Origin of the sequence: Microbacterium sp. SMR1, from assembly GCF_003289625.1 — a bacterium.
GTDB classification, from domain to species: Bacteria; Actinomycetota; Actinomycetes; order Actinomycetales; family Microbacteriaceae; genus Microbacterium; species Microbacterium plantarum.
In genome coordinates, this window is the sequence record NZ_QMBN01000003.1 from 620,646 (window position 1) to 632,899 (window position 12,254).

At 70.6% G+C, this 12,254-nt stretch carries 7 protein-coding genes; 1 reads left to right on the forward strand and 6 read right to left on the reverse strand.

The genetic code is table 11. The annotated features are described in order from the left end of the window. Positions 1-3: 3 nt before the first annotated feature. The 5 genes from DO944_RS12620 to DO944_RS12640 form a co-directional block, all read right to left on the reverse strand. Positions 4-4,581: an FtsK/SpoIIIE domain-containing protein gene (locus DO944_RS12620; RefSeq protein WP_112617473.1), complete on the reverse strand. Its 4,578-nt coding sequence runs from the start codon at positions 4,579-4,581 to the stop codon at positions 4-6. Between the two features lie 41 nt (positions 4,582-4,622). Further along, positions 4,623-6,092, reverse strand: coding sequence for an RDD family protein (locus DO944_RS12625; protein WP_181574235.1), 1,470 nt, complete (start codon positions 6,090-6,092; stop codon positions 4,623-4,625). A gap of 94 nt (positions 6,093-6,186) precedes the next feature. After that, complete coding sequence (gene purH, locus DO944_RS12630) at positions 6,187-7,791, reverse strand: bifunctional phosphoribosylaminoimidazolecarboxamide formyltransferase/IMP cyclohydrolase (RefSeq protein WP_112617475.1); 1,605 nt, start codon at positions 7,789-7,791, stop codon at positions 6,187-6,189. Positions 7,792-7,830: 39 nt separating this feature from the next. After that, positions 7,831-8,445, reverse strand: coding sequence for a phosphoribosylglycinamide formyltransferase (gene purN, locus DO944_RS12635; RefSeq protein ID WP_112617476.1), 615 nt, complete (start codon positions 8,443-8,445; stop codon positions 7,831-7,833). Between the two features lie 4 nt (positions 8,446-8,449). Continuing rightward, positions 8,450-9,736: a DUF6350 family protein gene (locus tag DO944_RS12640; RefSeq protein WP_181574236.1), complete on the reverse strand. Its 1,287-nt coding sequence runs from the start codon at positions 9,734-9,736 to the stop codon at positions 8,450-8,452. A 79-nt stretch (positions 9,737-9,815) separates the two neighbouring features. Between DO944_RS12640 and DO944_RS12645 the strand changes: the two genes are divergently transcribed. After that, on the forward strand, positions 9,816-11,252 hold the full coding sequence (locus DO944_RS12645) for an NCS2 family permease (protein WP_258524714.1): 1,437 nt from the start codon (positions 9,816-9,818) through the stop codon (positions 11,250-11,252). Positions 11,253-11,345: 93 nt separating this feature from the next. Here DO944_RS12645 and sucD read toward each other — a convergent pair whose 3' ends face one another. Further along, positions 11,346-12,248 (reverse strand): succinate--CoA ligase subunit alpha, encoded by a 903-nt coding sequence (sucD, locus tag DO944_RS12650; RefSeq protein ID WP_112617478.1) that lies wholly within the window; start codon positions 12,246-12,248, stop codon positions 11,346-11,348. Between the last annotated feature and the right edge of the window lie 6 nt (positions 12,249-12,254).

Below are 12,254 nucleotides of genomic sequence, written 5' to 3' on the forward strand. Positions count from 1 at the left end.
GACTCAGCGAATGGTCTCGGTGACGGTGTCGGTCGACACGGTTTCCCCCGCGCCCGCCGCCACAGGACGGGGCGCCGCGACGGTCTCGGACTCCACGAGCGGCATCTGCACCGTGACGGCACGACCGGCCTGCACGAAGATGCCGCGGCCCTCGGGGAAGTCGCTGCGCTTGACCTTCGGGAACGGCACCTTGAACACGGCGTCGCCGTCGAAGGCATCCGGTTTGAGGATGATGCCCTTGCGGCCGCCCTTGAAGTCGCCGACGAGGCCGAATCCGCTGGTCACCTGCGTGACGTCGGCGTCGCCGATGAGCAGGTGGTCGCTGCGGTTGACCGCCTGGAACAGGGCCTTCAGCGGGCGCTCCGCCGGCGAGTCGGCGAACTGCGGCACGTCTTCGACGACGATGAGGATGCGGCGCCCCAGCGTCTCGTCGGCGACGAGCTCGGCGAGCTCGGTCGCGAGCTCCTTCGCATCGTCGGGCGTGGTGGCACTGCGCACCCATGGCGCGTAGTCGCGCAGCTGCGACCGGCGCCCGCCGAAGTGGAACAGCGTCACCTCGGGGTCGAGGCGCGTCATCGACGTGATGATGGCCTTCATCGCGGTCGTCTTGCCCGCCATCGGCGGGCCGGCCACGACGAACGTTCCCACGGGGTCGAATTCGCGCGCAGCCAGGGTGTCTTCCGCGACGCCGAGCACCGGGAACTCGCCGATGCGGTCGGGAAGGTCCGCGGGCGCGAGACGCGTCGGCAGCGAACCGATCTCGGCGACCTCGCGCACGCCGCGGGATCGCAGCTCGTCGGCGAGCTGACCGAGCAGCTTCGTCTGCTCCGCGACGTTCGGCGTGCCGCCGAGGACGGCGATCTGCGTCTCGAACCCGTCGACGATCGCCCGCCCGGGCGCGGAGCGCTCGTCGAGGACGTCCTTCGGCGCGTTCAGCAGCGCGTAGGCGTTCTCGTCCGAGAGGCGCAGCACGACGCGGCGCGAGATGTTCGAGCTGACCGCCGTCGGCACCGAGCCGGAACGGTCGGCGGTGGCCACGACGTGGACGCCGAGCGGACGTCCCTCGCCGAGGATCCGCATGAACGCCTGGTAGAACGGCATCCGCGCCGTGGTGGACTCCCACTCCGCCCGGAACTGCGGCAGCCCGTCGAGGAGCAGCACGATGCGCGCCTCGTCACGGCCGGTGAGATCGCGGTATTCGGCGATCGTCGACGCGTTGGCGGCGCTGAAGCGCTTGCCCCGGTCATCAAGCACCTTCCCGAGCGAACGCATGATGCGCTGCACGCGCTCGGCGTCGTCGCCGGGGATCACCGAGCCGACGTGCGGCAGGATCTCGAGGCTCTTGAGCGATCCCGAACCGAAGTCGAGACCGTAGACCTCGATGTTCTCGGCGCGGCGGCCCGTCGTCGCGGCGGCGATGGCGATCGTGCGGAGGACCGTCGACTTGCCCGAGCCGCTCGTGCCGTACACGAGCATCGAGCCGTCGCGGTCGGGATCGAAGTACACCGCCTCTTGCAGCTGGCGTTCGGGGATGTCGCTCTTGCCGATGAGGATCGACCCGGCGCGACCCGCGGGCAGCGAACGGATGTCGACGGTGGTCTCGAGGTCGTCGAGCCAGGGCCGACGGGGTGCCGGGATCGCCGCTCGGTTCGCGGCGGCGACGAGGGTGGCGACGATGCGCTTCTGGTCGTTGGGACCGGGATCGACTTCCGCGGCCGGATCCTCGGGCTTCTCGTCGACCTCCCAGCGCTGCACCGAACCGAAGCGGAGCTCCGCGACGCTGACGTCGGCGGCGACGACCTCATCGGTGCTCCAGCCACCGGCATAGGCCGACTGGAAGGGAACGAGACGGCCGGGGCCGGTCTTGGCGATACCGCGGCCGGGGATGCTGGGGTCGAAGCGAGCCGCCACCGGGTCGTCCACGACGTCCTTCGAATCCGACTCGTCGGCCATGCGCAGGGCGACGCGGAGGTTCGTGTTGGCGCGGAGGTTGTCTTTGATGACGCCGGCGGGACGCTGCGTCGCCATGATGAGGTGGATGCCGAGCGAGCGACCGCGCTGGGCGATGTCGACGACGCCATCGACGAACTCGGGCACCTCGCCGGCGAGGGCGGCGAACTCGTCGATCACGAGAACGAGTGCGGGCGGGGTCTCGGGGTCGCGACGCTTCTCGAGCTCGAGCAGGTCCTTCGCCTTCTTGCGGTTGAACAGGTGCTCGCGGTGGTGCAGCTCGGCCCGGAGGCTCGTCAGGGCGCGACGGACCAGGTGCGGGCTCAGGTCGGTGACGAGGCCGACGGTGTGCGGGAGCTCGACGCAGTCGGCGAAGGCCGATCCGCCCTTGTAGTCGACGAAGAGGAAGGTGACACGGTCGGGACTGTGGGCCGCGGCCATGCCGAGCACCCAGGCCTGCAGGAACTCCGACTTGCCGGCGCCCGTCGTACCGCCGACGAGGGCGTGCGGGCCCTGCGTCCGCAGGTCGAGCGTCATGGCGTCGGTGGCCCCCTGGCCCACGATGGCGCGCAGGTTGCCGGCCTTCTTCAGACGCGGCAGCGCTCCCCCGCTGCGGTCGAGGATCGTGTTGTTCTCGCGCCAGCGCTCGACCGCGAACGTGGGGTCGGAGGCGAGCTCGGAACCGACGAGCGAGAGGAACATCACCGAGTTCGGGATGTCGGAGGAGTCCTCGATGATCGTGCTGGCATCGGCCACCGGAGCGAGTCGCTTCGCGAGCACCGTCATGAGCTCGTTCGAGACGCCCTCGACCTCTGTGACGGGGTACTCGACGCCGCTGCGGACGGTTCCCACACGCGCCGCGCCGAGTCCCGCCGACACGTCGACGAACGTGCGGCACACCGCGGGCAGTGCGTCGACGACGGGCGCGACGAAGATGCCGTAGACGCCGACGTCGGCGCCGCGCTCGAGCACCTGCGTGAGGCGGGCACGATCGACCGGTGCATCGGAGGTGACGATGACGAGCACCGCGGTCTGCCCCGGGAAGGTCGCCTCTTCGGCGGCGCGACGGACATCGGTGCCGTAACGCATCGGGTCCCAGTCGTCGTCGAACGGCAGACGGGGCGCGGCTGCCGCCTTCGATCGCCGCATCACGAGCTCCTCAAGCCCGGACAGCAGTGCGGCGCCGGTGGAGGCGGAATCTGACAGCGGCATGTCGCGGAACGGGCTGCGCTCGCTCGAGGTGTGCGGCAGCCACTTGAGCCACTCGAGCTCCTTCGCCCACTCGGGCTCGGTCAGCGCGACGGCGGCGAGATCGTTCGGGGAGTGCAGCCCGAACAGCTGCACGGCCAGCCCGCGGAGGGCATCCGCGGCCTCGCGTGCGCCGCCGGCGACGCCGAGCACGCCGACGCTCTGCAGCGACTCAAGGACGGGGACGCCGTCGATCATCCGGTAGCGCTCGCGCAGCCGGTCGACGCGCTCGACGTACTCCTGCAGCGCATCGGGGTTCTCAGCACGCTTGACGCTCGTGCGTGAAGGAGCCTCGGAGGTGCCCATCCTCACCGAGAGGAAGTTCCAGTGCTCGGGGCGCCGCGTCCACAGCATCGGGCCGAGCTGCATCGACTGCTCGAAGACCACGGCGACGGGCGGGACCTCGGCGTTGCGCACCTCGCGCTCACGCGGGCGCAGCCGGTACAGCTTCTCCTCGAGCTCCTCGAAGGTGCGCTCGAAGATCTCGACCTCTTTGCGCTGACGCTGGCCCAGCTGCGTCCGCTGCGAGATGAAGTTTCCGAGCAGCATCATCGGCGTCATGAAGACGATGAGCAGCGTGCGCGGCTGGTTGGTAATCGAGAACATCGCGATGCCCAGGATGAGGGGCGCGATGAGCATCGGCCATGGGAAGAGGCGCGACACCGGATCTTTCGGCATCCGCGGCTCTTCGAGCTCTTCGCCGACGTAGCGCGCCTCGACCCGCGGGCTGCGGTTGAACAGGAGGCTGCCGCCCCGCTCGAGCACGGGATCCTGCTCGACGGGGGCGAAGCTCTCGACCATCGAGATGACGAGCTCGGTGTCGCCGAGCTGGAACCGCTGGCCGGGGATCACGCGCAGGCGCTGCACGAGACCGCCGTCGATGACGATTCCATTGGCGGAGTTCAGATCGACGAGCTCGACGGATGCCCCGATCTCGATGCGCGCGTGACGCTTGGACACCAGCCGGTCATCGAGCACGATGTCGTTGCCCTGCGAGCGGCCGATCGTGAAGTGGCCCTGCGGGAGCGAGAACTCGCGTCCCGCAAGCGGCCCGCCGACCACGTGGAGGATCGCGGCGACGGGGCCGCCGGCACCGCGGGTGGCGACGTAGTCCGCTCCGAGGTTCGTCACGGTGGCGACGAACCCCGAGCCGATCGGAGCATCGCTGACGAGCATGTTCGGGTCGAGCATGACGAAATCGGGCGACGTCGGCGGCGCCACCGTCAACGTCAGGACATCCGAGTCGCCCGCGGCGACTTCACGTCGCGGGTCGCTGTCGACGATCCGACGCGCGACGTCGTGCACGGTGGCGGTCGAGTCGGACGTGACGACGATGTCCGTCCCGGTGTGATCGCGGCGCTGCAGAGTCAGCTTGAGTCTCATCGAGGTTTCCTGTCAGCCGTGCGACGTCGGTCGGCGGGGAGTCAGCGGATCGCGACGACCGCGGAGCGGTCGCCGAAGCGGATGGTGTCGCCGTCGCGCAGCTCGACGGGCTGGCCGGGGACGAGGACCTGCTCTCGGGCGCCGCGCACGAGGACGCTTCCGTTGGTCGAGCCGCGCTCGACGGCCACGACTCGGCCACCGGAGCGAAGGAGCGCCCAATGGGTCTTCGAGATCGATCGCGTGTGGTCCACGACCGGAACGGGTGAGACGTCCACATCGTCGGGACCGGTTGCCGGGGCCCGGCCCAGAACGACGCCCCCGCCCGGCACCGCGATCGTGTCGCCCGAGTCGAGCGTCAGCTCGACGACCGCGGACGGCGCGGCCACCCGCTCGGCGGCGGGAACGGGTGCCGGGGCCGACACAGCGGGCGCAGCCGGGGCAGGCGCAGCCGGGGCAGGCGCAGCCGGGGCGGGGGCAGCCGGGGCAGGCGCAGCCGGGGCAGGCGGCGCAACGGGCTCTTCGAGCAGCGACGGCGGCGTCCACGGCGCTGCACCGGCGGCGGGAGCGACGATCGCCCCCGGAGCAATAGCACCGGGCGTGGGTGCGCCTGCAGGCACTCCCGGCGCTGCGGGTGGCGGCGACGCCGCGGGCATGCCCGGTGCGGGTGCAACGAACGGCGCCGGCGCGACCGTGGTGGGGATGCCCGGGCGTTCCTCCTCCTCGACGGCATCCGTCTCGCCGATGATTCCGCTGCCGGGTGCGGAGCGAACGGCTCCGAGCACACCGCCCTTGTTTCGCGCGAGCGGAACGTACGACCCGGTGCCCGCCGAGGCGACGGGTGTCGCGAGCGACGGCAGCTCCGTCTTCACATCGAGCAGGTCCGTCGCGACCGTCTTCCTCGCGATGCGCATGCGCTTGTCGTCGTACGGGTTGAGCCCGCGCTTGATGTCGACGAGCCAGACGGCGGCCGCGAGATCGGGCCAGCTGCGGCCTCGCCGGTTGGGGTCGAAAAAGGGCGAGAGCGCGATGACGAGCAGGGGGCCGAGAATCGGGACGATCATGCTCGCGCAGAGGACGAGGTAGCGCACGACAGCGCCTCGCCAGAAGCCGGGACGCTCGAGCGTGCGGACGTTCACGGCGCGCAGGCCCGTCAGCGCCTTGCCCAGAGTGACTCCGCGGCGGCCGAGCAGGATGAGCTGGGTGAGGACGAAGGCCGTCGACAGACCCGAGCTCACGGCCGCGAGGATGATCAGCAGCAGCAGATCGTCACGGGCGGCGAGCGCCTCGACCGGCTCGGCCGCCAGAGTGATGCCGCTCAGCGCCGGAACCACGAAGACGAGCAGCGGCGACTGGATCAGGAGCAGAACCAGCGCTTCAATGGCCGTGGCCAGCACGCGCCGGCCGAACGGTGCTCGGCGCAGTCCGAGAGACGCGGCGTACTCCGCCCTCGGTCGGCCGTCCGCATCGAGCCCCTCGATCGTCCGAGCGCGCTCATCGATCTCCCAGATCACTCGTTCCTCCCCGAAACGATCCACACCCGAAGCGACCCTATCGCCCGTTCCGGGCCCGCCGATCACCTCTTGACTCGGCCGACCCCGCTCGGCGTCAGTGGAAGAAGTGGCGCTCGCCTGTGAAGAACATCGTCACGCCCGCGGCCTGGGCCGCATCGATGACCTCCTGGTCGCGCACCGAACCGCCGGGCTGGATGATCGTCTTGATCCCCGCGTCGATGAGGACCTGCGGGCCGTCGGCGAAGGGGAAGAAGGCATCGGATGCCGCGACCGAGCCGGCCGCCCGCTCTCCGGCGCGCTCGACGGCGAGGCGGCACGAGTCCACGCGGTTGACCTGTCCCATGCCGATGCCGACCGTCGCCGATCCCTGAGCGAGCACGATGGCGTTCGACTTGACGGCGCGGCACGCCTTCCACGCGAAGATCATCCCCTCGAGCTCGGAGGGGTCGGGACGCTCCCCCGACACCAGCTGCCAGTCCGTGGCGACCGACTCGATGTCATCGGGGAAGCGGTCGGCGTCCTGCAGCAGGAGCCCGCCCGAGACGAGCCGGACGTCCATGCGCTCCTGACGCCAGTCGGCGGGGAGCCGCAGCACGCGGAGATTCTTCTTCAGCTTGAACACCTCGAGCGCGGCGGGCTCGAAGTCGGGAGCGACGATCACCTCGGTGAAGATGTCGCGCAGGTTCTCGGCCATCTTGAGCGTGACGGTCCGGTTGGCGGCGATCACCCCGCCGAATGCGGACACGGGGTCGCACTCGTGCGCGCGCAGGTGCGCGGATGCGATGGGGTCGAGCGCCTGCGGTGCGGTGACGGCGATGCCGCACGGGTTCGCGTGCTTGATGATCGCGACGGCGGGCTTGACCATGTCGAACGCGGCGCGCAGTGCGGCATCCGCGTCGACGTAGTTGTTGTACGACATCTCCTTGCCCTGCAGCTGCTCGGCCTGAGCGATGCCGTGGCCGCCCGCGCGCGTGTAGATCGCGGCGCGCTGATGCGAGTTCTCGCCGTAGCGCAACGTCGCCAGACGCTCGGCGCGGATCGTGAGGTGCTGCGGCAGCTCGTCGCCCTCGAGGGTCGACTCGGCGAACCACGTCGCGACGGCCCGGTCGTACTCCGCCGTGTGCGCGAAAGCGCGGGCAGCCAGGTCGCGGCGCTGCGCGAGGCTCGTGCCGCCGGCGGAGACCGACTCGATGATGGCCGGGTACGACGAGGGCGAGACGACGATCGCGACGTTGGCGAAGTTCTTCGCCGACGCGCGCACCATCGCGGGCCCGCCGATGTCGATCTGCTCGACGACGTCGTCGGGCGCAGCGCCCGAGGCCACGGTCTCGACGAAGGGGTACAGGTTCACGACGACGAGGTCGAACGCCGAGATGCCGAGCTCTCCGAGCTGGGCCTCGTGGCTCTCGAGTCGCAGGTCGGCGAGAAGACCGGCGTGGACGCCCGGGTGCAGCGTCTTCACTCGCCCGTCGAGCGACTCCGGGAACCCAGTGACCTCGGCGACATCGGTCACGGTCAGGCCCGCATCGCGGAGCAGCGCGGCCGATCCACCGGTCGAGACGATCTCGACACCGGCATCGGCGAGAGCCTGTGCGAGCGGCAGAAGATCGGTCTTGTCGCTCACCGAGATGAGCGCTCGGCGGACGGCGACGAGGTCGCGCGCGCGGTAGAGGGCGGGGTCGTGGCTCGGTCCGGCCATGGCGGTTCTCCTCGGGTGCGGTGTGGGGCCTGCGGTGCGTCAGGCGGTCGGAGCGGTCGGGTTCGGGGATGCGGGCGCGGCGAGGTCGATCTCGCCGGTGGCGATGCGCCGCACGACGTCGATGAGCAGTCGGCGTTCGACGGGCTTGATGCGCTCGTGCAGCGACGCCTCGTCGTCGGAGGGAAGCACGGGCACGCGCTCCTGGGCCAGGATCGGCCCGGTGTCGACGCCCGCATCGACGACGATGACGCTTGCCCCCGTCAGCTCGGCACGGGCCGCGAGCGCATCGCGCACGCCGTGAGCGCCCGGGAACTCGGGCAGATACGCCGGGTGGGTGTTGATGATGCGGGGCGACCACGCGTCGACGACCGCGGCGGGCAGCAGCCGCATCAGCCCGCTGAGCACGATGAGGTCGGGGGCCCAGGCCGCCAGCTGGCGAGCGAGCTCGTCACCCCACTCCTCACGCGTCGCGTACTCGCGGAACGGGACCGCGAAGGTCGGGATGTTGTACGCGTCGGCATGGGCGAGACCGTCGGCTGGCCGGTCGGCTCCGACGACCACCACGCGGGCGGGGAAGTCGGGCTCGGCCGCGGCGTCCAGGAGGGCCCGCAGGTTCGACCCGCCACCGGAGATGAGGACCGCGACCGTCAGCACCGTCCTACTCTACCCACGCCTTTCCGGCGGTCTGAGCCGGGTGTTCGGCATCGGCTGCCGAGGGGGCGTCGCGCCCGGGTTCGCGATGCGACGACCGCGGGCCGAGGAGGGCGATCGCGGCACCGATGCCGACCTCGACCGCGAAGGCGAGGCCGACGGCGCCCGCGGACGGGCCGATCTGGTCGAGCCGGTCAGGACCGAACGCGCCGGATGCCGACATCGACAGCACCGCGACGGCGAGACCGCCTCCGACCGCCAGAATCGCGGCGGCGATGAGCCGGGGCGCGACGGGCTCGGCGGCGAGAGCGGATGCCGGCGCCGGAAGCCTGCGCCGTGCCGCCGCCCCGGCGACGAATCCCACCGCGACGAACAGCAGCGCCGCGAGCAGCAGCATCGGCGGCGTCGCCGGCGGGACGGCTCCCAGCACGGGGATACCGGGGATCACACCCAGCTGCGTGCCGGAGGCGGCGACCGTCGAGCCGGCGCCGAGCGAGAACCCGGGGCCGGCCGCGAACGCGCCGCCCCAGACGAATAAGGTCGGCAGGTACGCCGCCTGGCCGATGGTGATGACCGTCGCGCCGATCGCGTCGACGTTGGCCGCCTGGAAGAGCGCCACGATGTCGCCGCCGCGGACGAGCATGGCGATGCCGACGAGGAGGGCACCGACCGCGACGAAGCCGAGAACGGCGATCGCGAGGCCGCGAGCCCCCGCCGACACCGCGGCGGCATGACCGCTGCGGTCGAGCCGCACGAAGAGCGAATCGACGGGCCCGTCGTCGCCGTCGCGCCACGCGCGGGTCACGGAGCCGACCAGGGCCGGCACCGCGAAGACGGCGGTGGGCAGCAGGACGGCCTGCCAGGTCTCGACGACGGCGTACGGAGTCGAGGCTGTCGCGGCGAGGATGGCCGAAACGACGGCGACGGTCGATGCCCCCGCGAGCACGCCCGTGAACCCGGCTCCCGCGCCGGCAGCGCGCGATCCCGACCGCGCGGCGAAGAGCGCGATGAGCAGCGCCACGGCGAGGGGCGAGAGCGAGAGCGAGAACGACATCGCGTCGGCGCCGATGCCGGTTCCCACCGTGTACTCCTGCGGCAGCGTCACCTGCAGCGGCACCAGGTTCCCGAACTGCCAGAGGCGCACCGACGCGGGCCAGAGCGACGACCAGTCGGCTCCACCACCGAAGGCGACGGCCCAGAGGACGGTCAGCGGCGCCAGGGCCGCGGCAACGCCGACGGCCACCGCGACGAGGGCGTCGAAGGCGGAGAGGAGGGCGACGAGCAGGCGATTCATGCCTGATCGACCCTACCCAGCGAGCCTGTGCGTGTCGGGCGGACGCGCGCGGGGCGCTACCGTCTTCTCGGAGGATTTTGTGAACACTACGCAATCGCGCGCGCCCCAGGGTGCCATCGACCGCTTCTTCGATATCAGCCGACGCGGCTCGACGATCGGCACGGAGGTCCGCGGCGGCCTCGTGACCTTCGTCACGATGGCCTACATCGTGATCCTGAACCCGATCATCCTGTCGGGCAAGCCGGATGTCGCGGGGACCACCCTCGACTTCGCGTCCGTCAGTGCCGCGACCGCTCTGACGGCGGGTGTCATGACCATCCTGTTCGGGCTCATCACGCGTCTGCCCTTCGCCTTCGCCGCCGGCCTGGGCATCAACGCCTTCGTCGCGTTCGGGGTCGTCGGCGAGGTCACGTGGGCAGAGGCGATGGCGCTCGTCATGATCAACGGCGTCATCATCGTGCTGCTGGCCGCCACCGGCCTGCGCAAGCTCATCTTCGACGCGGTGCCCGTGCAGCTGAAGCTCGCGATCACGGTGGCCATCGGCCTGTTCATCGCCTTCATCGGCTTCGTCAACTCCGGTTTCGTGACCTCGACCGGGCAGGCCTCTCCCCCGGTCGGTCTCGGCGTCGGCGGGTCCGTCGCGTCGGTGCCGACCCTGATGTTCGTCATCACCCTCCTGCTGACCGGCATCCTCGTCGCTCGCAAGGTCAAGGGCGGCATGCTCATCGGCATCGTCACGGGCACGGTCCTGTCGATCGTCGTCGAGGCGATCTGGCACCTCGGCGCGGCCACCGAGAACCCCGGCGGGTGGGGACTGACCGTCCCGGCCCTCTCCGGCTCGCCCGTCAGCGTCCCCGACCTGAGCCTCATCGGCGCAGTCGACTTCGGGTTCGACCTGGGCAAGGTGAGCATCGTGACCCTCGTCATGCTCGTCTTCACCCTCGTCTTCTCCAACTTCTTCGACGCGATGGGCACCATGACCGGACTCGCGAAGGAGGCGAACCTCGCCGACGCGAAGGGCGACTTCCCGCGCATCAAGTCGGCGCTGATCGTCGAGGGCGTCGGTGCGATCGCGGGTGGCGCGACGAGCTCGTCGTCGGCCACGGTCTTCGTCGAGTCCGGCTCGGGCATCGGCGAGGGCGCGCGCACGGGCCTCGCCAACGTCGTGACGGGCCTCGTCTTCCTGCTGGCGATGTTCTTCACGCCGCTGACCTCGATCGTGCCCACCGAGGTCGCCGCGGCGGCACTGGTCATCGTCGGGGCGATGATGCTGTCGCAGATCGCGCACATCGACCTGACCGACTTCCGCGTCCTGCTGCCGGTGTTCCTCACGGCGACCGTCATGCCGCTCACCTACTCGATCGCCAACGGCATCGGTGCGGGCTTCATCTCGTGGGTGCTCGTCAACGCTCTCTCGGGCCGCGTCAAGCAGATCAGCCCGCTGCTGTGGGTCGTCGCCGGCGGATTCGTGATCTTCTTCGCCCGCGGGCCCCTCGAGGCGCTCCTCGGGGTCTGACCCGGCCACGGCGCGCCGCCGCCGGGGACAGCGCCGGAGAACAGCGAAGGGGCGGATGCCGCAGCATCCGCCCCTTCGTCGTATCCCGAAGCGTCAGAGCTTCTCGATGATCTCCCGCATGAGCGCGGCGGTCTCGGAAGGCGTCTTGCCGACCTTGACTCCGGCGGCCTCGAGGGCCTCCTTCTTCGCCTGCGCCGTGCCCGCGGAGCCGGAGACGATGGCGCCGGCGTGGCCCATGGTCTTGCCCTCGGGGGCGGTGAAGCCCGCGACATAGCCGACGACCGGCTTGGAGACGTGCGCCTTGATGTACTCGGCCGCACGCTCCTCGGCGTCGCCGCCGATCTCGCCGATCATGACGATGGCCTTCGTCTCGGGGTCGGCCTCGAACGCCGCGAGGGCGTCGATGTGCGTGGTGCCGATGATCGGGTCGCCGCCGATGCCGATGGCGGTCGAGAAGCCGAGGTCGCGCAGCTCGAACATCATCTGGTAGGTCAGGGTGCCCGACTTCGACACGAGACCGATCGGGCCCTTGCCCGTGATGTTCGCGGGCGTGATGCCCGCGAGAGCCTCGCCGGGCGTGATGATACCGGGGCAGTTCGGCCCGATGATGCGGGTCTTGTTGCCCTTCGACTTCGCGTAGGCCCAGGCCTCGGCCGACTCGCCGACGGGCACGCCCTCGGTGATGACGACGAGCAGGGGGATCTCGGCGTCGATGGCCTCGACCATGGCGTCCTTCGTGAACGCGGGCGGCACGAACGCGACCGAGACGTCGGCCCCGGTCTTCTCGATCGCCTCGGCGACCGAGCCGAACACGGGCAGCTCGACGGCGTTGCCGTCGGCGTCGGTGTGCGAGACCGTGGTGCCGGCCTTGCGGGCGTTGACGCCGCCGACGATGTTGGTGCCCGCCTTGAGCATCAGCGCGGTGTGCTTGGTGCCCTCACCGCCCGTGATGCCCTGGACGATGACCTTGGAGTCCTTGTTGAGGTAGATAGACATGTCGTT

What these genes read in the sequence shown, in the direction of transcription:
- DO944_RS12620 (WP_112617473.1), bottom strand. Translation starts at nt 4,581, where the DNA reads ATGAGACTCAAGCTGACTCTGCAGCGCCGCGATCACACCGGGACGGAC.
- sucD (WP_112617478.1), bottom strand. Translation starts at nt 12,248, where the DNA reads ATGTCTATCTACCTCAACAAGGACTCCAAGGTCATCGTCCAGGGCATC.
- DO944_RS12640 (WP_181574236.1), bottom strand. Translation starts at nt 9,736, where the DNA reads ATGAATCGCCTGCTCGTCGCCCTCCTCTCCGCCTTCGACGCCCTCGTC.
- purH (WP_112617475.1), bottom strand. Translation starts at nt 7,791, where the DNA reads ATGGCCGGACCGAGCCACGACCCCGCCCTCTACCGCGCGCGCGACCTC.